The organism is Legionella jamestowniensis, from assembly GCF_001467745.1.
Classification (GTDB): domain Bacteria; phylum Pseudomonadota; class Gammaproteobacteria; order Legionellales; family Legionellaceae; genus Tatlockia; species Tatlockia jamestowniensis.
In genome coordinates, this window is sequence record NZ_LNYG01000012.1 from 49,389 (window position 1) to 73,792 (window position 24,404).

Consider the following 24,404-nt stretch of genomic DNA (forward strand, 5'->3'; position numbering starts at 1 on the left):
ATTAATTATATTATCTTCAATCTTAATAGAGAAAACTTTAATCAAAAGGGTAAAAAAACAAAGTATACCATAAATCAAAATTAACTGATTAAAATAAACGCGACTGATACACAAACAACGCATTTTTACAAATAATACAACTGAACTTATAAAATACACACTCCTCGCTTTTTATTCTTACATCCAAGATGTTTTTGCTAATTTTCTAATGAATAAGCCATATCTCGTACGCAGTAATCCTGATCGTTTTTCAGGCAACTTGTTTACTATACTCTACGTAACCTATTGCTTTGTATTTTAGGAAACATCATGAGGCCTGATAACCCGACAGCAGTCGAAGAAATAAGACATTATAGTGATATCCCGGGACTATCACGGACAACCATGATTCAAGGGAAATAGATTATCAATTTTCAGGCACCACAAATTGTGGATTCTACAAATTGAAAGAATTACCGGATGAAAATAGATATAGCCAATATGATTCTTCACGCTATATTCTGACTGAAAAAGCACTCTATTTACGCTGAATGAAAAATTAACCTAACAAAGCCTCTGATTTAACAGCGGTTGCTGATTATTTTTCCGCTGAGTTAAATTTTAAAAAATTTAATGAAGTGCCTGCATTAAAAGGAAGAACAACTATATGCACTCCTCTTAGCTGATCCATGTAAAGATAAGTGCTCACATACCATGAGGGATCAAGAGGCTCATCTTAATGTTTTAGTAAACCATAAAATTAAATCATCATCAAGCGGATAGTTTTCCCCTGGCACTGTTGATTTATAGCCATAAGTCACTCCTAAACTATCTGGAGAATAACCCCGCTTCACATAGAGCCGTTGTGCCGCTCCATATCCTCCATCAGGACCACCATATAATCCTACACCAATACCAACGACATCTCTTTGGCTTGCGGCTTTTTCTTCAGCAGCCTTCAGTAAAGTGCTACCTATCCCACGTTGACGAAAAATGGGCAGCACGTTCAAGTCCATAATCTCAGGGATTTTTTGTTTGGCAAACGGTTCATATTGCGATTCCCATTTCAAGGTGATATATCCAGCAAATTGTCCTTGAAAATAAGCCAACCAAATAACCCTGGCCGATTGCTGTTGCTCTTGGTAATAAAATTTAAAAAGGGAAGCAGGTTTTGGCCAGTTTGCTTTCTGAAATGCGTCAACAATAACTGGAATATCGGATAGCTCTAATGCTTTGATGGATATTGCTTTGTTACTTTGAGTTGGGATTTCAAGATCTTTTACCATATAGACCATGTTCCACTCATACCCTTCTGGTTTTAAATTTAAGAGAGGTGAAAAGCCAACAGATTGATAAAATTGATAGGTTTTTAAATAGTTTTCTTCTGTCTCAAAGGGACTTAGTGTTTCAACGGTCATCGTCTTAGCCCCATGCGTTTTCGCAAACTGACAAGCTACATCAATCAATTGGCTTCCTACGCCTTGGCGATGGAAATCACGCAATACTGCCATCCAATAAATATTGGCATTATTAGGGTAAGGAAAATCAATCGAAACAAGACCAATATAGTTATTCTCAGTTTTCGCTGCAAAATTAGTACGTGTTTTTACACCTATTGAGTAGTACTCGTTAGCTTCTGGTAAACCAAAATATTCAGGTAAATCCTTTGTAATTGTTCGACACAAGGTTTGAGCCAATTTCCCAGTTATTTTTTCAATTTGAATCATAATTTTTTCCCTACCGCAGTATCTCGAGCACTACTTTCATAGCCATCGGGAAATCAATACAATGATAATCAAGGTGAAAGCAGATTCTTTTCCCAATTATTTTTATAAAGCAATATTCTACCACATCAGACAATTCATCAGTTCTGTAAGTATAAAATACCATTCGTTGAGGAATTACCCTGAAACCACAATAATACTCGCTCATAGGTAATGGATTATTTTGAAACTGGGTAGCCAAGTTTCTCTTTTATCTTCGAGCAGTTGTTTACTGGGTATCACTTGCGATGAGGTAGGCGCATAGCTATGAAATCTAATTTGGGCAAAAGGTGGATAAGTATCCCAGTAAGCCCTACTCTCGCTTTCTGTTAACACAATGACCGTTCCATCTATGATGACTTCTCTTTCAAATAACTCAAACCAAAAAGTAAGCGATACCACAGGATTGCTAGTCATCTCGGCAACTTTTTTGGTTCCTCGTTGAGTAAAAAATAATAAGCCTTGTTCATTTATTTCACGAATGGCAATAACTCGTCCATGAGGAATAGCATCTTTGCGAGTCGTAGTTAATATAGCGTGCTGTGGATTAGGTGCTCCTTTTTCAAGTTCTTCCGAAATCCATGATGTTAAAAGGATAATGGGACTTTTCATAACTACTGCAAATATTTTCTGATTTCAGTAACAACACCAATCAGTTGCGCTTCATTGGCTTGCTTGATACTTACTGTGGCCCATAATTCACTATTCGGCAACAACTGAAATAAACAACCATCTGCTTCACCATATCGACGCAGTACAGTCTGTTTTTTCCCTGTTAGGTAAACCAAGACATATTGACCTGGATTGGGTTGCAATTGACCATCAATAATCACTATATCACCTGGATTGAGCTCGGGTTGCATACTGTTATCTTCAACCACAACTGCAAATAGTGCAGCGCTTTTGATGGATAAATTAAAATTATCAATGGTAATTGTTTTCTCAAACGTAAATGTATCTTGTTGTCCTAAAATTTCTCTAGCATGTGCTGAATCTTTCATACTCAATATAGGAATATGTCGAAGCTTATTTTCAGAACTCTGAATGAGATCCCCTTGCGGATTATCCGTTAAGCACAACAAATAAGAGGCAGATACATTTAACTGATCTGCAAGCAGTTTAGCTTCCAATGGCCCAGGACTTCGCGTTCCTTGCTCCCAGTTACTTATTCTTGCTGGCGAAAGCTCTTTTGTTCTTGCTGCTAACTCTTTAATCGTAATACCCAGCTCTTTACGAGCTTTGGTAATACGATTACCTATTTGTTCTCTAATATCCATTGTGATCCTTCAAAAAAATGATACATACCCATTGACTTAAACACTATTTGTTTTATATTATTGACCAGTTAAAACGTTTTGTGTTTTATAAAATAGTGATACTTATCATATTTAATCATAAATTTATTTAAAAATCACATCATGTTTTATTTTTTCATTTATATTCTTGATAATAGGTCAAACTATGGAATTTATTATTATCACCCATCAGGAACTTTCTGCACTAAGTGGTTTACCTTATCTACAACAATTAACTTATCTTCAAGGCATTAAGCCCTACGTCGATTACAAGACAGGAATAGTCGGTATTCGTCGTGGTATTAGTTATCAGTCATTGAGTGAAGCGCTTTACATAGAGCCTCATTCTGGCATTAAAAGCGGAAGTCCCAGTAAGGATCAGTTGCGACGTGCTTTGAAAGGGCTTGAGAAGGCAGGGTTAATTCAAATCCGGTCTTGGGAAAGAAAGCTTGTTTTACGTTGTTTATTACTGGATAGGCATGATTCTGTTCAGAATAAAGCCGCCATAAAAACACATGACTATAGCGCACCTCAAGAACCACAAAAAAGTCTATTAGACTCAACAAAATCCAATACGAATAAACTAGATCCCGACACAACCCCAAAGGATGAACCCGCCACTCCTCAAGATAATAATAATTATTTTTTTATTTCTTTATCACAAGCCTTTGATGTCTTCTGGGATCTGTACCCTCTGAAAAAAGAAAAAGAAAACGCTTTTGAGGTATTTAAAAAACTAAAGCCTTCTCAAAGCTTAGTCCAGCAAATCATAGCTCGCTTAACCGAACAAATTCAACTTGAGATAAAAAAACGCGCCGAGGGCGTTTGGGTTCCGGCCTGGAAGTATCCAGCAAATTGGTTAGCACAGCGATGCTGGGAAACAACATCAACAAATCTTGAAGCCAAGGAGCATGATCATGCAATCCATGAAACAAATCGTAAATACGTATCACCTACAAACAGCATCAGGATTACAGAATCGGGTGAAAGCTCAAGTTTCAGTGACGCCGAGTTCCAAAATCTCTGGAAATTGCATTGAGCAAGTCAATAAACTTTTTCTGAAATTCTCAACCTTTTATGGACACATATGGCGTAGCCAATTCAAGAATGAAGCTTATTCAAATTTTGCACGTCAAGAGTGGTCAAAAGCACTAGAGGGATTCGATACTCAGTTAATTGATCAAGCGATTGATGAGTGTCTTAAAAACCGCGAAATGCCGCCTGCGCTGGCGCAATTTATTGAGTGTTGTAAGCAACTATCAGCCAGAAAAAAACAGTGTTTTCAAAGAGAACCTTACAAACCTTGTAATCCTGTTGTTGCCAACGCACACCTGAAAAAAATAAAAGCAATCTTAAACATGAAATAAAAATAACCGGAGAAAAATAATGTTGGTACTGACAAGAAAAAAGGGTGAACAAATATTAATTGATAAAGGGCAGATTGAAATACACGTTATTTATCAACGAAGAGGTGTAGTCGCTTTAGGTATTAAAGCTCCAGCTCATATTGATGTTGATAGAAAAGAAATTTTTTTAAGAAAACAAACTAATCCTCAAAACACAGATATAGAGGAACCAAAATGAAAATAAGTGCTCAACTCTCTGTAATTGGCGTACTTAGCGTAGCAGCCTTTTATTCTATGGCAGCTAACGTTACTCAAGTAAACCGCTACGCGACTGTTGCCAACAAACCATTAGCAGCCCAGATCAATCCACTCCTTGCCATTCAACAAGTCCATTTTCCTCAAGAAGTACAAACCATAGGTCAGGCAGTTGAATGGTGGTTGAAGTTTTCAGGATTTTCTCTGGTATCGAAAGAAAAACAACTTCAGAGCCTGCAAACCATCATGCGCCAAGCCTTGCCTCAGATTGATAGAAACCTCGGCCCTTTGACTGTTAAGGACGGCCTTGAAGTTCTTGTTGGCCAACAGTCATTTACCTTAATTGAAGATCCTTTATTACGGCAAGTGAATTTCAAATTAAGAGCTGGAGTAAGAAATGGGGGTATATCATGATCAATCGCAAAACGACCTCAAAGTATTTATTGGCAGCAGGCTTAGGCTTGACCTTGGCAGGTGTCATTGTTGGTATTAACTATTTTCCAACAAATAAAACGAATAATTCGGCTGTTATTTCACATCGTCTTGATACCTTGCAAGCACAGCTTGGTGCTTTGCATGAGGAAGTTAAAAAACCCGTTGAGACAGTTGATTTAACCGTTATTAATCAGGATTTTCATAAACTGATCTCCTTGATTGAACAGCTCAACAATCATAATGAAACAGATATTAATCGCCTGATCAATGATAATCGTACTGAATTAACACAAAAATTGGATGTCTTGCGTGAAATGGTGAGGACTTTGGATAAAAAGCAGCATCCCATTAAATACCTGCCCATTAACACCTTACCGTTTAAAGTCATCAGTATAGACAGCATTCAGCAAGTCAGTGTGGCTACAGTGGCTTATACCTTTAAGACAGTGCCTTTGGAAAAAAGCGACCAATTAGCTGGCTGGACAGTATTAAGTATTGACTTCGGTCTACAACGCATGGAATTGGAAAACGGTAATAAAGAGCATGTTGTGGTGAGGATGGATGTGTTGCAGGGTGAATCTGATGCTTAAGTATTCTGCTTTCCTGATTCCCATATTAGCCTGTCATGCTGTACATGCTGATATGACTATTCCAGGATTAAATCAACAGCCCTTAAATCACTTTGCCATTGAAGATAAAACATTGGCCAGAACAGGATTAACGACTAATGAAGACGATCTGACCTCAGAGCAAGACATCAATAAAATTACACTGACCGATATCCAATTGCATGAAGCTAAAGTATGGGGATTAACTACTGATGAAGAAAAACGTTATGTCCTGCTCATGCAAAATAAAAGTAAATTCTACTACAAAGGCTTAAGACAAACTCCTATTGATATTCTGGGTATTAATGCCAGAAATGAAACCGAACGCAACCATTTTGCAGAATTAGCAGCAAGACAGGAAGCCCAGAAAGTAGCTAAAAATATTGCCTGGAACAATGCTTTTTACAACGCTTATAACAAATTGTTTGCTAATGTCCCTGTGGTTGGTGAGTTTGACCCATCTCCTTATTCGCCCTATGCCCACAAACCAGTGCAATTAACCCAGGGCGATACACTGTATTTCTTTATCAAAGAACAGGATGCTGTAAAAACCATTTTACTAATGCTCTTTGATGCCATAGAGCAAACACCGGATGCACGTCTGCATCTGATGTTATTGGATATGAATGATACAACCATCCAGATATGGGCGAATCAACATCAAATACCACAACATCTTGTTAATGGTGGCCGTATTAGTCTCAACCACGGCGAACTAAGCTACCAATCCCTCAAGGTCAATAAAAAGTCACTACCACTGTTGCTGCTCTCCAAAAACGGTCATTCCAGCATTGTTGATTTGGGGAGATTTTAAGATGCGAAAGTCAGCCATACTCTTGGGGTTGTTAATGATTACATCCTGTTATGCCTGGCAAACCATTAACATGGAGCAATATATTAAAGAAAGCCAAGCACAGCTCACTGAAGAGTCTTTAAAACTACAAGAAAAGCTCGATGCGAGATTGCCCGTATCAAGTCATGTAACTGCTGGTAAAGTAGAGAGACGAACACTCACACTCGTTAATTTCTCAAATCCTGTATTTATCATTGGGGATGATGCGGCCTCTTACCAGTGGTTGCAAGCCAACGCGAAAAAGCTTGAAGAAGCACAAGCATTGGGCTTTGTCGCCAATATCAATACCAGTGAGCAACTTCAAGCGTTACAACGCCTCACCAAAGCGCCTTTATTACCGGCTAACGTGGATGACTTAATGGAACTCTTTCAAGAAACCCATTACCCACTCGCTTTCTTTGGGAAAGAATTATGGCAATAAAGACTGTAACGCCCAAACCATTCCAAAAAACCATCATGAGTTTTATGATCCTTCTTTTATTAGGCTGGTTAATCCTAATGGGTTGGGTATCCAGTCTTTGGTGCTGTGTAGGGTTTGAAAAAGCTTATACTTCAGTTACCACACTTTATCAAAAACAAACGCAAGCAATTACCACGTTTAACGGAGTGATGGTTGCTAACACCGTTAAATCCTGGTTAAAAAACATTCCTACTCAAGAGGTTACCAACAAAGCAGCACAAACAGGCTCTCTGATTAAAAAAAATCTGGATGAAGTGATGCCTGATGAAACCAATGATTTAAATGAAATAGCACAAGATTTTAGCCTAATCGCCAATCAAGTTTGGTTACTGATGGGATTAACTACTCAGGTGATATTCATCAAACTGGTTATTCTGATTTCGGCTGTACCTCTGTTTTTATTAATGACTGTGGTTGGACTTGTCGATGGGTTAAATCAACGCGCTATCCGTACCGCGTCCCTTGGTCGTGAATCCTCCTATGTCTTTCACCAGCTCAATCGCCACGCCAAGAGAGGCCTTTTACTGCTATTGAGCTTCTGGCTTGCGCTACCCATATGCATCACACCTGCCTTTGTTTTTGTACCAGCAAGCCTGTTGCTAGGCATCACGGTTTCCATCACCGCAAGCCGATTTAAAAAATATTTGTAAGGAGAAAACATGAAACGATTGTTGTTATTACTCATATTAAGTCTGCCACTAGCCTCTCATGCGAGTAACGATGCACTCAACCAAACGCTAGTTAGAGTAATCAATCAGATTAACGCCATCATGTCTTTACTTGATGAAGCCCAAACTGAAATTGAACCCAATACCCGCATCCAATTGCACATAGATAATTTTGAAAGCTCCGATGGAAAAACTCATGCAGGCCTTCGTACCGATTTACTGTCCATTCGTAATGCGCTGATTGATTACATCAATAAACCCGCAATTGTTCCTAAAATTATCAAACCCTTAGCGCTGGATTTTATAGGAAAGTAACCATGAGCAAAGTGGATATTGCCAAAACTTTTGCTGTCAGTTTTAAGCAAGCTGCGGGCGATACTGCTGCAAGTGCCTTTTCCGGCAGCATCCGATTTGTCGCCATCATGCTTGTCATTATTGGCCTTATTTGGTGCATCAATCAATTCATGGGCAATGCAGAAAAAGAACAAGAAGGATTTCTTATCCTTCTAGGTTCCCGCTTAATCCGCATTGTTCTTGGGTTTTGTTTATTCATTCTAATTTTAATCGTTAAGGGGAATTAATCATGAAAAAGTCAATTGCAGGTGTCAAACAATGGGGGCAACGAATGGGTACAGGACTCATTACTTTAAATTATGCGCCCGCATTGTTTGCCGATAACTGGTTTCCAAAAATCTCTAATGCCGATGACATCAGCGACGGTAACAAAAGCATGATGACGGTTACAGGAAACTATGTTCGCCAAGGCTTGGGGTTATTGCTTTTTATTGCTGCAGTCATGAGCTTTATTAAATTCATCACCACCATTCAGCATGGCATTGAAGAATCCAAGAAAAATGATGGCTCTATGGTGGCCTTTGGTACGTTTGCGGTGATGGGAATTACTTATCTTGCCATCAGTATCGTAGCAGGTTATGTCGGTTACAGCATGATTACCAAATTCAAGATTTAGGGGGGATTCATGAATCAACCGTCCTCACGTCATCTGTCGTTTGATTATGAAGCCTATAAAGGGTTAAGTCTAAGAGAGCTTTTCTGGATAGTGGTGGTAACAACACCACTAATTAGCATGGGATGTGCTTTGGCAGGACTTTTTATTGGCTATCCGTTGGCCTTCGGATGTATTGGTTTCATTGTTGGTTTTATTGTGTCCATTACTTTTTGCCCTAAACGGGCAGCTGCCATTAAGGCTGGCAAACCGCATGGTTATTTAATGAAAAAAACTGTGTTGTTGATGGCAAAGTGGGGGTTAAGACGCTCGCCCTACATTCACCATCAAGGTGTCTGGCAAAAATCAAGACTCGTGAGGTAGTTCTATGTTTCATTATTGGAAAAAAGTAGACAGTTTAAATCACATCAATCGCTTATTATTGGCCTTTGTGTCCGTGCTCATTATGATTGTATTTGGCCTTATCATCACATTGGCCAAAATACCCAATCGTTTTGAGTTTTGGTTAACACCTTCGATGAGTAGTAATGGTGGATTAATCGAGGAAAACGCCATCCCCAAAGAGTACGTTCAGGGTTTTGTTGCCACACTGCTACCCACCTTAAACACCTGGTCACAAGGTGGTAAAAAAGAATTTGCTACTAATCTTTCAGGCTTTCATTACTACTTCACTCCACGACATCAGGCATTAATGGATAAAACCTTGATAGCTTATAAAGATGCTCAACTTTTTAATCGTATACAAGTAGCAAGTCTTTATCGGTTTATGGAAAACGAAGATGTCAAAGTAATCGCTCATAACACATGGGAAGTTCATCTGGTTTTACGCATTACCCAACGCTTAAAAGACGATAGCCCCATGGTCATTGCAGACAAGATTGTGGATTACCATGTACGAGTGGTCAAGATCAATCTCTCGCGCTTACAAAATCCTTTCCAACTGGCACTGGATGGCTACACCCAACCAGAAACACTAATCACCGATTTATTGGCAACCAATACAAGAGGTACACAACATGACAACAACTAAATGGTTACTCGCCATAATTGCCTTAATTAGCAGTCAATACGCGCTTGCGCTAGATGCAGAGCATGTCTTGTGGGATAAAACACCCATCCCTGTTGAACTATCCTTGAATGAGGAAAGGCTCATACATTTTCCGCAAGCCATTAGTATTGTAGATAATGAAGCAGCTTCCCAAACCACGCTTTTGAAAATTCAGGATGCTTTGTATCTGAAAGGCAAGAACGTTTTTAAAAACAAAAGGCTCTTGGTGCAGCTCATGCCTCAAGGTGAGGTTATCATCTTAAACTTAAACGTTAATGATAAAACTCATGATGTAAAACCGATAGAAATTCTTTTGGAATCCCAAGAAAGCACCAGTGCCTCTCAAGAAACGACCAATTCTCTGGATTTAAATGCAGTAACATTGACACGCTTTGCCATCCAATCCTTGTATGCCCCACAAAGACTGTTGGTTATTCCTGATGGCGTGGGGCGTGTTCCTATGCAAACCCGAAAACAAGTAAGCCTTTTTTACGGTGCCAGCATTGAAGCAAGACCATTGATTTCATGGCATGGAGGAGCTTTTTATGTGACTGCGGTAGAGTTGAAAAATCTGTTAAACAAGGAAATAGTTGTTGATCCTCGCCAAATGATGGGTAACTGGCAAACCGCTACCTTTTACCCCACCAACACTCTATCACCTCGTGATAAGAAAGAGTCTACCACGGTATTTCTGGTATCAGACAGACCCTTTGGCATAGCACTTTCAGCGAGTCGGGAGTATGTACGATGAAAAAGAATACTGGACTTAAAGTATTGACTGGCACGGTGATCGCGGTTGTTGCACTCATTATGATGAATGGCAAACATCATGACCGTGAACCTGATGTCACTCACCACGATCCTAATAATCTGAACGAAGCTATTGCAAGTCAGTTTAATGACAACATCCGTGATGTTGCTGCAAGACTACAGGAAACCGAAAAGAAACTTGCCAGACTTGAATTGGAAAACAAGCAACTCAAAAGCAAAAATGAAAATGTGCAGGCTTCTTATGATCCTGAGGTGATTAAAGAAATAGAACAACTAAAATCCGAATTGGCCCATGTCAAAACCAATCAGGAATCCCAACAAAACTCTCAATCCTACACTGTCAATGGAGAATCGACTCTTGTCAAAGAACAAAGTGTTAAGGACATCGATGCCTTATTAATGAAACGTGAAAACAATCCTAATGAACAAGCCTATTGGGAAAATTTAAAGAAAAAACAACAGACATTCACTCAAAAAGTTAAAACAGCAGCTTCAAACAGTGAAGATAAAAAAAGTATTCCCTATTACACCATTCCAGCAGGCTCCGATTTAGGCAGAACTACCTTGTTATCAGCACTGATTGGTGAGGTACCAGTTGAAGGCAAGCTCATGCAGCCTTTATTTCCCTTCTCAGCCATTATTAATCGTGGTGATTTAATGGCTGCTAATGGTATCCCTTTGCCTCCCAATATTTCAGGTATGAAAGTTAATGGTTATGCAATCGGTGTTGGTTCTTTTTTGGATAACATCAGCTGTGTTCGAGCCTATGTGACCTCTGCTTTATTTGTTTTTGATGACGGCCATTTTGTGACCGTGGGTAAAGAGCAAATGACTGGAACAGCTGAAATGGTCAATAACGAAAGTTTAGGTTATCTCACCACCGCTTTTGGTAATCCCTGCATTAAAGGCCAGTATTTTACTAATGCTCCAAGAGTACTTACAGCACTTGTGGCTTCCGATGGGATTAAAGGGTTTGGTAATGCACTTTCCCAGTGGCAAATGAGCTATACCGCCAATGCGAATGGTGCGACAGGCATACCTACCGGCTCCATGGGCAATTATGCTTTGGGTGGTGCGCTTTCCCAGGGAACAGTTAAAGCTGCTGATTGGCTGGAAAAGCACATTCAAGGCAGCTTCGATATGGTTTTTGTTCCAGCATCTCAACGATACAGACCGACACAACTTTCATTTCACGTCACACAAACCATCAACCTTGATAAAGAAACCAATGGGAGAGTATTAGATTATGGCCATTTACAACAAACTGCACATGATTTTAGCCTTAGGTAGCGTCTTGGTGCTAAGTGCTTGCGCCTCAAAGACAGTTGGTTCCACGGCTATTCCCGAAGGAGGATTGACTGTTAGCCAACTTTATCAACAAAGCCTAGGTGACGCCATGCCTGGCTGGTCTGTACCTAAAAGACAGGCGAAGACAGTGAATTATTCAGGGTATACACGAGATGCTTCCAACGAGATCCAACATTTGTTCAAGCCTTTGGATAACCCACAAGTTCCGATTTATGTGTTTCCTCATGTTGCTGTCATTGGTGATGAGCAATTGTTAAAACCAGGCTATACCTCAGCCTTTTTTCTCTACAAACAAAATCAATTTGCACTAGCTTCCGAGCACTATTAAGAGGTAAATAATGAAATTATTCAGCCAAGTAAGTGACTGGCTGTTAGGACAACCCAATAAACCAGCATTAACGCAACAAAACATAAAAAAAAGATTTGAGAATCCCTTCCCTTCCTTTGCCAATCAATTGTCCATGGTGGATTTCAATGATGAACTCAATCTCTTTTTACTCAATGATGGAGTCAGCATTGGTTCAGGTTTTGAATTAGCCTCCATTCCAGCAGAGGCTACATCTACTGAACATTTAGACGCTGTATTTAGCAAAATTCGCGATACGTTTGCCACAGTCGTACCTTTGCACAAAGAAGATCCTTGGGTAATGCAAATGTATGTCAATGACGAATACAGTTTAAAACCTGTTCTTAATCATATTCAACAAAGCATTGCACCAGACATTGCTGAAACATCCTTTACTCGTGACTATTTGGCAAGGTTAGATGATCTGTTTTGCAAGATGACAAGACCCGAAGGCTTGTTTGTTGATCCAAAAACCGATGCACCCTATCGCGGCAGACGAAGACGAATCAGGATTTTGTTTTATCGCCTCTATCAAAAAACGCAAACCACTAGAGAACTGGCACTTGCCGAGCATCAGGAAGTCATTGCTCAGATTGAAAGCAAATTACTATCACCTGGTCTTCAACTAAAACAACTAACCGGTAAAGATTATTATCAGTGGTTGGTGCGGTGGTTTGCAGCTAACGCTGAAGAACTACTAGCTCGTTTTCCTTACCCTAAAGACAAAAAACCAGCAGGCTATACCTTAAGCCAGAATATTTTGTTTCATGAACCGCAAAGTGATGAGCATGGGTTTATATTTGATGAGATGATTCATCGTATTCTTTATATCGATGGTCTAAAAGAAGCACCTGAAATTGGTCTTTTATCTCGTGAAAAACCACAAGCCAATCCCAAACACCGATACGCACTTTTAGATAAGTTACCAGAGGGTGCTACCTACACTATTCAGGTTGTCTTTGAAAATGATGAAGCCTTAGATGCGCATCTGATGCGTCTTGAAAAAGGCATCGTAGGAACAAGCCTTAAACCCTCACAAGTCAGAGAAGATATCAAAACTGCACGAGATGAATTGTCTATAGGAAACCGTCTGTTTTGGGTTAATCAATCTATTTTTTATCGTGCCAACACAAAGGACCAGGCAGTACGCATTGAAAAAGAACTAAAAGAATTATTTATTGAGGCCAAAATGCCTTTGATTTCTTCTTGTTTCGACATTCATCCCATTAACAGTTATCTCAATGCTCTACCTTTTAATTTCATCCCACAATACGCACGCCAATACTTGCGCTTTGACCGATTGATGTATGCGTCCGAATTAGCCTCTTTACTGCCTGTGTATGGACGCAACCAAGGAGCAAGACATCTTCCCTGTTTCACCTTCTTTAACCGTTTGGGAGAACCAGTACTCTTTGATGTGTTGCATCATGATTTTATCAGCCAAAACTCCCACATGGCCTTGTTCGCCAATTCCGGTGGCGGCAAATCAGTGGCTACTGGCTGGATGATTAATTCGTTGATGGCCACTAAAAATGCCCGCATCATTCTATTTGAAATGGGGAATTCCTTTGACCGCATGCTTATTCATGCCAAAGCACATGGCAAAAATACAAAGCAGTTATTACTGAGCAATAAGAAAAATGAAGCTGTTCCATTAAATCCTTTTTGTGAGGCCTATAAAGCCATTCCTGAAATCACTGACAATCTAAATCCTGAGCAAGCAGCTTTAATTGCACAAAAAATCATGGCACTCAAAGAAAATCTCGAACAGCCTGCCAGTTCGGAAGATTTAGCCTGTGATGATGGCTCTCGCTCATATCTCGCAGAATTGGCTTTAGCATTACGTACCATGATTACAGAAGCCAATGCACTAGAAGAAGAACAATTTACCTTAGCTGATGAAACATTGTTAATTGAAGTCTTAAGTGATGCCATCTTAACGTCTTTTAATCATGACATACCGCAAATGCTGACTGAGCATATTGTAAGTAGCTTTAAGCGGCGACTGGATAAAGAAACGGTTCCTCGCAAAAAAGACCGTATTTTGGATATGCACGACCGATTAAACAGTTATGTCATTAACAGCGCTAAATCACGCTTTTTTAATGTGCCGACTGAACCTTTAGGAGATTTTGATATCTTTCATATTGATATTTCCGCGATTAAAGATGATACCGGAAAGCTCGCTTTAGTGATGGTGTCTTTATTACCAAGAATATTGGCTATGGCAGAAGCCACTCAAAACGACAACAGACCAACCTTTCTTTTTATTGATGAATCTCATTTGCAATTTCAAATTCCTTCAGTGGTGGCCGTATGTTTACTGGTTGCCAAAGTAGCCAGAAAATTAGGTCTTTGGCTGGTTGCTATTACCCAAAACGTCACTGATATGAATTCGGAAAAAGCCACCAAGATTTTATCGCTAATTGAAACCTGGATTTTATTAGGCCTTGATGAAAAGGAAATTAGCGATGTCAAACGATTTAAATCATTAACTCCGCAACAAGAAGCTTTAATTAGAGATATTGATTCACAAAAAGGATTATATGCAGAAGCAGTTTTATTAGGCTCACGTTATCAAGGTTTATTTCGTGTCATTCCACCTCGCTACTTACTTGCTCTTTTAATGACTGAAAAATCAGAAAAAGCACAACGCCATTCCCTGGAGAAACAACATGATGTCCTTAAAGCCGCAGAACTGCTTGCCAACCTTCTCGAAAATAAAAAACAAAGCAAAAATCATGATGTTTATTTCTATGATGATTAGCTTACCCATCCATGCCAAAGAAAGCATAGAGCCACCCCATCCTATTAGCAGTTTTGGTATTGCCACCAAGGTATTGGGCAGGATCTTTACCAACAGTCACTACAAGGTAATTGGTTCCTGTACTTGGGCAGTAGGAAAACTTCCGCCTAAGCTGGTAGCTGTTCCTGCAATCGAGCAGTTTTTACCTGACTTAATTGTCACAGTGGCCAATCGCCCTGAAACCAATCCATGGATTGAAGCACGTGCACTTTATGAAAATCCGGCAAGCCAAGCCTTGTATCAAAAAACCTATCTACTAGCGACTGGTTCAGCGCTAGGTTTTGGCGATGATGCAGGACAAACCTCAGCCATGCACATCAATGAAGAACGCACACGGGTTGTAGATGTAATTGGCAGTCCAGCAGGTCTTTATCGTTTCCCTTATTTGTCACATAAACCTGAAACACGTTTTGGTTCTCCCTACTACATCAGTGAGGCTGATGCCGTGTCAGACCGCACAGAGCTTGCTGAAATTGCTTATATGGCAACTCATCCTCATCTGTTATTCAACCATGACATAGGCTCTACAACACAGTCGTGGGGACATGAAATCCCAAGGATTATGCGAGTCACGCAGCCCTCACGCTTTAGAGCATCCGTTGTTGCAGCCCTTCATGCAGCAGACATCGTGACCAATAAAAACAGTCTTCATGTGACCCAGAGCACCAGTAATTCTTGTGGGGCTAATTGCGTAGTAGCCAATGTCATATTCGATGGGCACAACAAAAACATCATCTGGCAGGAAGTATATCCCAAAAACCGCAACCTCAACTTTAATGATACCAGCGATATGGGTGTAGAAGATGACAAAGCAGGTAATGGGAATTATGTCTTTGTAGTTTGGCGAAAATATCGAGGCTGTATCGCCCATGAAGGGAAATTGCTTCGCGCACTGTCATTCCCCAAAGTGGGGCATCCTCAAAAACGATAGGAGTTAATCATGCACAAACTGTCTATGTCTTTACTTACATTAATGCTACCAAAAATGCTCTTTGCCAGTTCTTTTATGCCTAATGAATCGGATTATTATTACAAGTTGGGTGGCTCATCCAATCTATATGTACCCCCTGTTAATAATGACCAAACCATCACTATTGGTGGTAATGTCGATGGGCGACTTGGCTTTACCTGTAATGGATTTAATCCTGTAGTCTCTATTACCAATACCTTTCAGGATATGAAGTCTTCTGTCATGAATATTCCTGGCGGTATTATTGATAACCTCAAAGGATCTGTTGCCGGCTTTCCACTGTATAAACTACAACAATCCATGCCTGCGCTTTATAACGTACTGCAAAATACGGCCAGCTACGCGCAGAATGAATTTAGCGTCAAAGTAAAAGATTGCCAGGATGTGAAAAAGACTCTGGAAGAGGGTCAATCACCTATGGAAAGTATGCTTTCTGTGTCTGATAGTCAGGGCTGGCTTGAGGCAGCAAAACGAGCGAAAACTGAAAATGTGGATGTGACTTCAACGGCTAAAAGTATTGCTAAAAAACGAGACGAATATGGACTGCCCTGGATAGGTCGGGAAAGCGGAAATGCTGGTGGAACATACCAACGGCCTATCAAAGTCATTAACGATGTAGTCATTGCAGGTTACAACATTTTACTAAATCGCAAACCGCTTAATAATGAGAAGAAGCCAGATACCAAAACACCCATGACGCACACTTGGCCAACACCAACGGATGCAAGTCTTTGGGCTGTTAAAGTATTAGGTGATATTCATGTAAGCACCGCCACCGATGCAGATAAAACCAAACACGATGCCAAAGCTGGCATTGGATTATCCGCGTTATTACAAAGTTGCGACAGCTCCAACACCTGTACTTCGAATGTATCTAAAGCACTGTGGAATCTAGTAGACAAAAAATGGCCATTGACTGAAGAAAAACTCAAAATGGTTAGTGCATCCAATTTGATGATTACAGATGAAATCATTATCACCATACAACGTATGCCGCGTGAAGAACAAATCTTGACTGTTTCCAAATTGGCTGAGGAAATTGCTGTACAAAACATGCTCGATAAAGCCTTGATGATGCGCCGTATTTTACAAGCTGGTTTACAAGTACAAGAAGTACAAAACTTAAAGCCAGCGCTTGATATGGTGAAATTTGCCTTAAAGAAACTCGATGATGACATTCATTCTTTAGCTTTTGAAAGTGAAGTTCGTAAAAAAATGATGACTGAAACCCTAGGTCTTTTGATGGATATGCGAGGTAGCGATATAGCCAAGGGCTTGCTTGGTGATGACCATGAACAATCGCAAGTTAAAAATGGCGCAGTCTATGCGAAACCTGATTCCAAAGGAGCATAAGATGGTCGTATTTAGCCCTTTATCCTTGTACACCACCTATTTGGGCTGGCAGCAATATGAGGTAATTTTTAATGCCCTGTGGCAAACCGGGTTGTTATACCTTGGTTTTCTTATGGTAGGGTATCGATTCTTAAAAAATGTGCTGGCACCTTCTGGTGCCACACATCACGCGGCAGAGTATGCCTTGAATCATTTTCTTTATGAATTGGCAATTACTTTTTTGATTTGCGGCATCTTTATCTACCCCTGTGTGCCATTGGAAGAAAAAGCTATGAGTTTCAAACCCATGTGCGGTATAAAAAAAGGAACAGATGCAAAAACTTCTACTTTAAAAGATACAGGTACTACTTATGATGAAGCATTTGCAGACGTACTGACCCCCAATGTCAAAATGCCTATTGGTTTTGCACTCTTGCAAAATTACATATCAGGGATTACCTACGGCTTGATGAAAGTGACGGGTTGCACCGACAGCTTACAAGCGATTGAAGGCGATTTAATTTCCACCTATTTACCTGCCGATGTACGTGAACAAGCATTGAATTTTCACAGACAATGCTTCCTTGAGGCCAGAAGTCAATATCACAATGAACCGCACGACAAAACCAAGGTCAATGACATTTTAAAAAAATACGGTGGTGAGGAGGATTTAAAATGGGTGGGTTCCAAAGTCTATCAAACACTATACTATGATAAAATTTACGCAAGACAACCTGTACCAGGCTTTACCTTTAACGAAGCCCCCAACAAAAATCTCGAAAAAGCAGCAGAACGTGGTGATATTGATGCCAAGCATCTGCCAGAGCAAGGTTATCCCACCTGCAATCAATGGTGGAAAAAGCTCAAAACAGATTTGGTGCAAGTAGCCAATAACGCCAGTGTCTTTGACAGCCACCTGAATTACTACGCGGTTTTAGACAGGGTACGCACGTTCAAAAATAACCATCCTAAAGCTTGGGGTTCGCAGTTAAGCTCAGAAGACTACATTGCCAAGATGTTGCTTAATGACAGTCGCGACATGCAGGCTAACAGTATGAAAAACCTAATGGGAAATACCAATGGGGCTTTTGGTGGTGCCATTTCTCATGGGTTAGTAAATATTGGGCAATTAACAAAATCTTGGGTCTCAACGCCGTTAAAACGTGAAGCAATTATGCAAACACTACCTGTCATGCAGGCCTTTTTGTATTTCTTCCTGATTATCTTGACTCCTGTGATTTTGGCTTTAAGTGGTTATAACCCTAAGGCGTTAGGCAGCATTTGCGGTCTGTTTATAATGACGATTTTCCTGCAATACCTGTGGCATCTGGTAGGTTTTGTCGAGCGCAGTGTGCTTGATCCTTTAGGACAAAACGATGCCATTGCAGCCATGCGCAATATGGCGGTTTTATTCTACTTTATTGCACCCATGTTACTCTTAAAACTATCCAGTCATTTTGGTGGAGAAGCAGGGGCAGCCCTTGGTGCATTGGTTAATGACGCAGCACAACACAGTAACAAAGTTGCTAACTCAGGTGTGGATACCATCAAGCAAGGGGCAAAAATAGCCAGCATGGGGAAAGTAAAGTGAAGCTAGTCTCCATGAATATGTCTGGCGTACTCAGAGCCACTGATTGCACCGTCTTCATAAAGTTCCGTTGCCTTCATCGCAACATAGTGTGGTTTATCTTTTTCATCAGAAGCAAAGACAACGATCGCTTGCAAAACAAGAAGACTTATCTTGCCAAATATTTTCAATCCCGTCCAAATCACCGACTGTACTGGGGTGTTCTTCCTAATCATAAGGAGTTTTTCCATGTTAAATAATTGGTTTTATAAATCCATTATAGGCATAAGCAAATTCATTCTGCCAGTGGTATTACTTTTGTTGTTAGCACCTCAATTGATGCGATTTAGTACTGAGCTTAGCAGCATGAATGACTTTTTCAAAATCCATCAAGTAGGTTTTTTACTCTGCCATATGCTGTTTTATATAGCTCTGTATTTGGCTTGGCCAAAACTGATTACAGGCATGGTAAACCGACGCCAAGATGAACTTGATGAAGCCCAAATTAAATTGGCTTTGCAAGCCAAATACTACCTACTTGCAGCACTAATCTTTTTTGAATTACTGATTTGGTGGAGATAAATCATGAGCCAATATCCCGTTGAAAACCTTTTGCGTGAACCCACTGAATTCTATACCTTCCTAACCTGTACTTCACTGGCATGGCTTACTGTCGCTCAACCACACCTGTTTCTACTCACACAAAACATGGGAGTCTATGCAGCACTTAGCCTTATGATATTGGGTCTAGTTAGAGGATACCAGGCCTTCCGCATCAAGCGTTATCACCGCAGACTTATTGCTATGCCTTATTATGCTTTGTCCACCACGGAAGTGCCATTATCCAAGAAATGGTTATTTCTTGGGAAAGGGTTTCGTTGGTTGCCTCATCATACGCAGCGATTACATCAAATTAAACAAATTAGAAATGAATTATTTATGCAACGAAATACGTGCTATCGCAAAGTACGTGATTATTGCAAAAACCACGAAAGTTCATTATTAACCCAACTGTTTAATACCCCATCAAGATTTAATCCATTCAAACCTGATCCGCCTGTAGGTGGCAGCTCATACCTCCATGGGTTGGGTGAAAAAGATAGTTCCGTCTATATCCCGCATGAAGTTCGAGTTGGTCATACTTTTGTAGTGGGCACAACTCGAGTTGGTAAAACACGCCTAGCAAGCATCCTAATCAATCAGGATATTAGAAATGGCGATGCAGTGATTGTCGTTGACCCCAAAGGAGATTTAGATTTAGTTCGTGATATGTACTCAGCCTGCAAGGCTAGTGGCAGATTACATGATTTTAAAGTGGTGCATTTAGGTTTTCCTGAATTGTCTGCTCACTACAATCCGCTCAAAAACTATGATCAAGTCAGTGAGGTTGCTACACGTGTTACCGATGCGATTCAAGCTGAGGGCGAAGGAAAACAGTTTGCAGCCTTTGCATGGAAATACGTGAACATTGTAGCGATCTGCCTTGAAGAAATGAAACAACTTATTTCTTATACTTCTATAGGGTTTTACATCAATCGATTAGATCAACTACTAATGGCATACTCTGATGCCATACTCCCCACACATGATCCAAATTATCATGAAAAAATAGAAGAAATCATCGCTAATAATGATTGCCGTGTAGATAAATACGGCAATACTCCGCCACCTATGAGCCGCTCAAAGGCGGTGGTGAAATATTTACAAGAGCATATCAGTAAAACCATCACCTCAGGCAACGTTGAAAGCCTTCATGATCAAGTACTCATTGATCTGTTTGATGCGGCCATCATGGACAAAAATTATTACGATAAAATCACGGCCAGTGTCGGCCCTGTGTTATCAGAAATTAATAAAAGTAATGCATCAAAGATCTTTTCATTTCATAAAAGCAATTGTGAAATAGAATTGATGAGTGCAATAAAAAACAAACAAGTCATCTATATCGGGCTGGATAGCTTAACAAACCCTAATATCGCCCAAGCAGTCGGTAAAGCTTTTTTGTCAGATTTAGTATCCACTGCTGGAAAAATATATAAGGAAAGTAACGCGAATTACCGCCTCAATCTCCATTGCGATGAGCTTTCTGAAATTATCCAAAACTCGTTTGTAAAAATTTTGAATAAAGCAGGTGGGGCTGGTTTTCAAGTCACCGCGTATGCTCAGACCAAACAAGATATGGAGGTGGCACTGGGCTCAAAAGCCAAAGCAGAAGTGACTGAAGGAAATCTAAATACTCTCATCATGTTACGTGTTAAAAATGAAGAAACAGCCAATTTATTAGTTAAAGTATTACCAAAAATTGGCGTGATCGAGCATACTCAAGTGTCCATGGTCAACGATACACCCCATGGTGAGAATGGTGTTTATTTTAACACCACCAATGAAGATCGAGTACAAACCACCGCGGTACCTATGATTGATGTCAATGACATTATCTCACTGCCCAAAGGGCAGGCCTTTGTTTTAGTGAATGGCGGAGAGCTGTACAAAGTAAGAATACCCTTACCTGTGAACGATGGATTAGCCCCCAAGGATATCAAAAGCGCTATTCATGCAATTAACCAATTGGATGATAACCTTGGAGATTAATATGAAAGCAGAAATTACTTTAAACCTTCGTACCCGTGAAGTGTATAAATTATTTGAGAGAAAAATTAATAATGATACTTTATTTATCAAAGCTATTTTACATAAGTTCAATAAAATACGCAGCAGCGCCTGTCGTCATACCAATACAAGTAAATCATTATTGGATAGTATGGAGCATCAATTTGTACAGGGGATCAAAGTATTCACTCATGAAACAACGCGATACGAACAGCTACTTTATAAAAAGTCAGAATTCAATCAGAAAAAAATAGATTTTACTGCCCAATTTCACCCCTCTATCCTAATTACCAACCATCTGGGCATTTTATTAGTTAACTTTATTGACTGTTATGATAAATTAGTCGCAACTATCAAGTTACTGCATTTAGCAGGATGTTTTTCAAGTGATAGCGACTATTACTTTCACATAAAAAATATTCAAAAAACTGCTAATAAGGTATTGAGTAATGTTTTAGTGGAGCCACTTAGGAAAAGTTGACTTTAAGAATATAATTGGAACACAAAGAATGATTTTATCTAAGCGCATCCAAGACTATACTATTGTCTCCAACACCTTAGCATGTATGAGTAACAATCAATTACAACAAACATTGTCTACTGGAAAAGCAATATACACCGGCATTGGTGGTACTTCAGTTCAGATAGAAGTTGAAAATATCCCCATCTTTGTAAAAAAAGTTTCGCTTACTACGCTTGAATTAAAACCAGAGAACTTCATGTCCACCGCAAACCTGTTTAATTTACCCATGTGTTATCAATATGGTATTGGTTCGGCGGGCTTTAATGCTTGGCGTGAGCTTGCAGCACATGTTATAACCACTAATTGGGTCATTAGCGGCCAATGTCCAAACTTTCCAATATTATATAGTTGGCGAATTATGCCTAATTCTTTAAACCAAACCGATTTATCCTATTGGGGTTCCACAGAAAATTATTTAGATTATTGGGAAAATAACGAATATATAAAAGACCGTGTTGAAAGCTTGTGTAAAGCCAACAGCAGTATTTTGTTATTTCTTGAGCATTCCCCTAAAAATTTATACCAACAATTAAAAGATATTTTATCCAGTGACAATGAATTACGTGTAATAAAATACCTTGAAAAATTGAACCAATCATTTGAAACAGTTTTTACGTTCATGCAAGATAATAGTTTCCTTCACATGGATGCGCACTTTCGTAATATTTTAGCGGATGAAGATAACATTTATCTCAGTGATTTTGGCCTAGCTTTATCAAAAAATTTCGATTTATCAAGAGCGGAATTAAATTTTATAAATAACCATAAGCTGTATGATCGATGCAGTTATTCCGTCAATTTACTGCATGGTGTTTTAACAGGCTATGCCGGAGAAGATAATTGGGATAAAATTTTAAACGACTATCTTAGCAACAATCTGCCTATCACCTTACCAGATAAAATCCAGAGTGTATTATCCAAGCATGCCTCAGTAGCAGAAAAAATGCATCGCTTTTATAAAGAAATTCAGAAAGATAAATCTACGCCTTATCCTGCAATTTTTAATCACTTAAGCAATAAATCTGATCTGTAGCTTTCCGAAATCCTTTTTAATAATAAGAAATTGTCGACTGTCCCGGTTCAATGACATCTCCAAGCAAACTAGATTCATCATGATATCTATAAAATGGATGTCTATTGAGCCAAATGAAAGTATAATGCAACCCTTTTAAGTGAACAAAATGCATACTGAGGCAGATGTGGTAGATGATAAGGAACCAGCAATTAAAAAGAAAAATTTAGTTTTTAATAATCAGCATGATGCGTATTGTTTTCAAGCAAGATACCAAAAGTTAGGTTATATAAAAAAATGCTCCCATGCCAAAATTTTACGACACAGGGTATATGCCTCAGCATTTACAACAATGTGTCTTCAATCTTCATATAGATTCGTAGAGGATGGAGAATATTTCATAGGATGCCTAGAGTCTTGCACATTCTATCAACCAATAGCAATTGGTAAATGGAAAAAAATAACTCTTTCAGTTAGAAAGAAAATAAATCAAATTTTATTAAAATTCGTAAAAACAGTAAAATGGGTATTGGAATGGTTTGCGTCTCTTTCTCCAATGGTACAATTAATTTTTGCCTTTACCCTTTTAATCATAACGCTTGGAAATAGTCCGGTAATAAACTTACTATTAGATTTAATAAAAATAATAAAATGAGCTGATTAATATCGCTCATTACTTATTCAACCATTGGTATCTCCAGTTACAAAATTTACCTAAAACTGTAGACATTAATCTAACGATACAATTATCCGATTGGCAATAAGTTGGAAATTAAAGAATGAATTTATGTGAATTGCAGCAGCAAAATTAGTTGAGGCGAATAATGTTTTTAAATCTTTAAGGTACACTATGAAGTTATATAATGTGTTTACTATATCACCATCACCAAGTGTAATAACGTTATTTCCTGTCGCATTTATATTTATACCTACGTATCCTGTATTATTTTTGAACTCAGAGGGAGTTTCAATTTATCAACACTATCAGAAGATATTTCATACTAAGTAATCTTTGATGGAATTTGTGAGAATAAATTGGCTGCGTCACTGAGGATTTATCCGCAGTGACGCAGCCCAAGGACTGCGAAATTTTTCAATAAATTCAAGCTACTATTCATTATTTGGCAAGCGCGTGCAACGCGATTGCTCAAAATAATCATTTAAAAGCCCTTGTCCAACACAAGTCGTTTTGCTAATGTAACGTTAAGCATAACTGACGAGACCGGTGCGATTCCGGCGAAACCTGAATAGGTCTTATTCAATAGCCACTCTCATTCTCTAATCTTGTGGTAGAACGATAAGTCGAGAACAAAACACCATCTGCACTTCGCAGAATCTATTGTAATAAAAAGCAATACAATTCTTTAAGAATTGAACCTCACAATACCCTCTCTGTATTGCCCCGGCGCAACAATAGTTCGTAGAGACTTTGTTGTATTTAAAACCATTAAACTTAAGGAGATCACCATCATAAAAAAGTAG

At 39.2% G+C, this 24,404-nt stretch carries 28 protein-coding genes and 1 pseudogene; 25 read left to right on the top strand and 4 right to left on the bottom strand.

The window, feature by feature from the left end:
* Positions 1-710: 710 nt before the first annotated feature.
* From Ljam_RS03345 to Ljam_RS03355, 3 genes and pseudogenes are all read right to left on the bottom strand, one after another.
* Positions 711-1,706, bottom strand: a complete 996-nt coding sequence (locus tag Ljam_RS03345) for a GNAT family N-acetyltransferase (RefSeq protein WP_058448720.1) — start codon at positions 1,704-1,706, stop codon at positions 711-713.
* A gap of 68 nt (positions 1,707-1,774) precedes the next feature.
* Positions 1,775-2,354 (bottom strand): annotated as a pseudogene (locus tag Ljam_RS03350) (pyridoxine/pyridoxamine 5'-phosphate oxidase).
* Between the two features lie 2 nt (positions 2,355-2,356).
* Positions 2,357-3,019 (bottom strand): helix-turn-helix domain-containing protein, encoded by a 663-nt coding sequence (locus Ljam_RS03355; RefSeq protein ID WP_058448721.1) that lies wholly within the window; start codon positions 3,017-3,019, stop codon positions 2,357-2,359.
* A 184-nt stretch (positions 3,020-3,203) separates the two neighbouring features.
* On the opposite strand from Ljam_RS03355, the gene Ljam_RS03360 reads away from it, so the two are divergent.
* Genes Ljam_RS03360 through Ljam_RS03455 form a run of 20 tightly spaced genes read left to right on the top strand, consistent with a single transcriptional unit; the run spans position 3,204 to position 18,801 of the window.
* The gene (locus Ljam_RS03360) at positions 3,204-4,076 is read left to right on the top strand and encodes a hypothetical protein (RefSeq protein WP_058448722.1); all 873 of its coding nucleotides are present in this window, start codon (positions 3,204-3,206) and stop codon (positions 4,074-4,076) included.
* Positions 4,021-4,404: a Vir protein gene (locus Ljam_RS03365; RefSeq protein WP_238583683.1), complete on the top strand. Its 384-nt coding sequence runs from the start codon at positions 4,021-4,023 to the stop codon at positions 4,402-4,404. The genes Ljam_RS03360 and Ljam_RS03365 overlap by 56 nt, the downstream gene beginning before the upstream one ends.
* Before the next feature lie 19 nt (positions 4,405-4,423).
* Positions 4,424-4,621: a carbon storage regulator gene (locus Ljam_RS03370; protein ID WP_014843975.1), complete on the top strand. Its 198-nt coding sequence runs from the start codon at positions 4,424-4,426 to the stop codon at positions 4,619-4,621.
* On the top strand, positions 4,618-5,052 hold the full coding sequence (gene pilL2, locus Ljam_RS03375) for a PFGI-1 class ICE element type IV pilus protein PilL2 (RefSeq protein ID WP_058448724.1): 435 nt from the start codon (positions 4,618-4,620) through the stop codon (positions 5,050-5,052). The genes Ljam_RS03370 and pilL2 overlap by 4 nt, the downstream gene beginning before the upstream one ends.
* Positions 5,049-5,663 (top strand): hypothetical protein, encoded by a 615-nt coding sequence (locus Ljam_RS03380; protein WP_058448725.1) that lies wholly within the window; start codon positions 5,049-5,051, stop codon positions 5,661-5,663. Before pilL2 ends, Ljam_RS03380 begins: the two co-directional genes overlap by 4 nt.
* The gene (locus Ljam_RS03385; protein ID WP_058448726.1) at positions 5,656-6,495 is read left to right on the top strand and encodes a TIGR03759 family integrating conjugative element protein; all 840 of its coding nucleotides are present in this window, start codon (positions 5,656-5,658) and stop codon (positions 6,493-6,495) included. Before Ljam_RS03380 ends, Ljam_RS03385 begins: the two co-directional genes overlap by 8 nt.
* A gap of 1 nt (position 6,496) precedes the next feature.
* Positions 6,497-6,955: an integrating conjugative element protein gene (locus tag Ljam_RS03390; RefSeq protein WP_058448727.1), complete on the top strand. Its 459-nt coding sequence runs from the start codon at positions 6,497-6,499 to the stop codon at positions 6,953-6,955.
* Entirely contained in the window at positions 6,946-7,644 is a 699-nt protein-coding gene (locus tag Ljam_RS03395) for a TIGR03747 family integrating conjugative element membrane protein (protein ID WP_058448728.1), read from the top strand. The genes Ljam_RS03390 and Ljam_RS03395 overlap by 10 nt, the downstream gene beginning before the upstream one ends.
* Before the next feature lie 9 nt (positions 7,645-7,653).
* Positions 7,654-7,977: a hypothetical protein gene (locus Ljam_RS03400; RefSeq protein WP_058448729.1), complete on the top strand. Its 324-nt coding sequence runs from the start codon at positions 7,654-7,656 to the stop codon at positions 7,975-7,977.
* Positions 7,978-7,979: 2 nt separating this feature from the next.
* Positions 7,980-8,243 carry a hypothetical protein gene (locus Ljam_RS03405; protein ID WP_058448730.1) on the top strand — a complete coding sequence of 88 codons (264 nt, stop codon included), beginning with the start codon at positions 7,980-7,982 and terminating at the stop codon, positions 8,241-8,243.
* Between the two features lie 2 nt (positions 8,244-8,245).
* Positions 8,246-8,632 carry a hypothetical protein gene (locus Ljam_RS03410; protein WP_058448731.1) on the top strand — a complete coding sequence of 129 codons (387 nt, stop codon included), beginning with the start codon at positions 8,246-8,248 and terminating at the stop codon, positions 8,630-8,632.
* A gap of 9 nt (positions 8,633-8,641) precedes the next feature.
* A complete protein-coding gene (locus tag Ljam_RS03415) occupies positions 8,642-8,992 on the top strand; it encodes a TIGR03750 family conjugal transfer protein (protein WP_058448732.1) in 351 nt (116 codons plus the stop codon).
* 4 nt (positions 8,993-8,996) lie between these two features.
* The gene (locus Ljam_RS03420) at positions 8,997-9,659 is read left to right on the top strand and encodes a DUF2895 family protein (protein ID WP_058448733.1); all 663 of its coding nucleotides are present in this window, start codon (positions 8,997-8,999) and stop codon (positions 9,657-9,659) included.
* Complete coding sequence (locus Ljam_RS03425; RefSeq protein WP_058448734.1) at positions 9,646-10,428, top strand: TIGR03749 family integrating conjugative element protein; 783 nt, start codon at positions 9,646-9,648, stop codon at positions 10,426-10,428. The genes Ljam_RS03420 and Ljam_RS03425 overlap by 14 nt, the downstream gene beginning before the upstream one ends.
* On the top strand, positions 10,425-11,738 hold the full coding sequence (locus Ljam_RS03430; RefSeq protein WP_058448735.1) for a TIGR03752 family integrating conjugative element protein: 1,314 nt from the start codon (positions 10,425-10,427) through the stop codon (positions 11,736-11,738). The genes Ljam_RS03425 and Ljam_RS03430 overlap by 4 nt, the downstream gene beginning before the upstream one ends.
* The gene (locus Ljam_RS03435) at positions 11,695-12,084 is read left to right on the top strand and encodes a TIGR03751 family conjugal transfer lipoprotein (RefSeq protein WP_058448736.1); all 390 of its coding nucleotides are present in this window, start codon (positions 11,695-11,697) and stop codon (positions 12,082-12,084) included. The genes Ljam_RS03430 and Ljam_RS03435 overlap by 44 nt, the downstream gene beginning before the upstream one ends.
* A gap of 10 nt (positions 12,085-12,094) precedes the next feature.
* Complete coding sequence (locus Ljam_RS03440) at positions 12,095-14,869, top strand: conjugative transfer ATPase (protein ID WP_058448737.1); 2,775 nt, start codon at positions 12,095-12,097, stop codon at positions 14,867-14,869.
* Positions 14,844-15,839, top strand: a complete 996-nt coding sequence (locus tag Ljam_RS03445) for a TIGR03756 family integrating conjugative element protein (RefSeq protein WP_082651563.1) — start codon at positions 14,844-14,846, stop codon at positions 15,837-15,839. The genes Ljam_RS03440 and Ljam_RS03445 overlap by 26 nt, the downstream gene beginning before the upstream one ends.
* 9 nt (positions 15,840-15,848) lie before the next feature.
* On the top strand, positions 15,849-17,231 hold the full coding sequence (locus Ljam_RS03450) for an integrating conjugative element protein (RefSeq protein WP_058448738.1): 1,383 nt from the start codon (positions 15,849-15,851) through the stop codon (positions 17,229-17,231).
* Position 17,232: 1 nt separating this feature from the next.
* A complete protein-coding gene (locus Ljam_RS03455; protein WP_058448739.1) occupies positions 17,233-18,801 on the top strand; it encodes a conjugal transfer protein TraG N-terminal domain-containing protein in 1,569 nt (522 codons plus the stop codon).
* A 2-nt stretch (positions 18,802-18,803) separates the two neighbouring features.
* On the opposite strand, the gene Ljam_RS03460 is transcribed toward Ljam_RS03455, so the two are convergent.
* A complete protein-coding gene (locus Ljam_RS03460; protein ID WP_058448935.1) occupies positions 18,804-19,013 on the bottom strand; it encodes a hypothetical protein in 210 nt (69 codons plus the stop codon).
* 13 nt (positions 19,014-19,026) lie between these two features.
* Between Ljam_RS03460 and Ljam_RS03465 the strand changes: the two genes are divergently transcribed.
* From Ljam_RS03465 to Ljam_RS03485, 5 genes are all read left to right on the top strand, one after another.
* A complete protein-coding gene (locus tag Ljam_RS03465) occupies positions 19,027-19,359 on the top strand; it encodes a hypothetical protein (protein WP_058448740.1) in 333 nt (110 codons plus the stop codon).
* Between the two features lie 3 nt (positions 19,360-19,362).
* Positions 19,363-21,369, top strand: coding sequence for a type IV conjugative transfer system coupling protein TraD (traD, locus tag Ljam_RS03470; RefSeq protein ID WP_058448741.1), 2,007 nt, complete (start codon positions 19,363-19,365; stop codon positions 21,367-21,369).
* A 1-nt stretch (position 21,370) separates the two neighbouring features.
* Complete coding sequence (locus tag Ljam_RS03475) at positions 21,371-21,868, top strand: hypothetical protein (RefSeq protein ID WP_058448742.1); 498 nt, start codon at positions 21,371-21,373, stop codon at positions 21,866-21,868.
* Positions 21,869-21,896: 28 nt separating this feature from the next.
* Positions 21,897-22,943, top strand: a complete 1,047-nt coding sequence (locus Ljam_RS03480) for a hypothetical protein (protein WP_058448743.1) — start codon at positions 21,897-21,899, stop codon at positions 22,941-22,943.
* Positions 22,944-23,091: 148 nt separating this feature from the next.
* The gene (locus tag Ljam_RS03485) at positions 23,092-23,577 is read left to right on the top strand and encodes a hypothetical protein (RefSeq protein ID WP_058448744.1); all 486 of its coding nucleotides are present in this window, start codon (positions 23,092-23,094) and stop codon (positions 23,575-23,577) included.
* Positions 23,578-24,404: the final 827 nt, after the last annotated feature.